Here is a 608-nt window from a genome sequence, read left to right on the forward strand (position 1 = left end):
GCGATATTTTGGATCTGGTACCAGAGGACATTTGCATACTCACACGGCATGGACTCGATGGAGCCGGAATTTGACAAGGTATGGATGGGATTGTGGCGCGTTCACATGACTCTGATGCCTTTGTTTGCATTGGTTACATGGGGCTGGATACTTAAGACCCGTGACACCAAGGAGCAACTGGACAATCTGGACACCAAGCTGGAGATCAAACGCTATTTTTACTGGATGATGTGGCTGGGTGTATATTTGTTTGGTGTTTACTGGGGCGGCAGCTTCTTTACCGAACAAGATGCATCATGGCACCAGGTAATTATACGTGACACGAGCTTCACGCCAAGTCACGTAGTGGTATTTTATGGTTCATTCCCGATGTACATTGTATGCGGTGTAGCATCCTACCTGTACGCGATGACCCGTTTGCCTTTATATAGCCGCGGCACATCATTCCCGTTGGTAATGGCAATTGCAGGCCCATTGATGATTCTGCCTAACGTAGGCTTGAACGAATGGGGACATGCATTCTGGTTCATGGAAGAACTGTTTAGCGCGCCACTGCACTGGGGATTTGTGATTCTGGGCTGGGCAGGATTATTCTCAGGTGGTATAGC

Annotated in this window: 1 protein-coding gene; it reads left to right on the forward strand. The window is 48.5% G+C overall.

The window, feature by feature from the left end; genetic code table 11:
• The coding region (locus tag C7H79_RS17355) for a methane monooxygenase/ammonia monooxygenase subunit C (RefSeq protein ID WP_106708453.1) at nt 1-608 on the forward strand (608 nt) is incomplete at both ends.

Source organism: Nitrosomonas supralitoralis, assembly GCF_003011925.2.
In the GTDB taxonomy this organism is placed as follows: domain Bacteria; phylum Pseudomonadota; class Gammaproteobacteria; order Burkholderiales; family Nitrosomonadaceae; genus Nitrosomonas; species Nitrosomonas supralitoralis.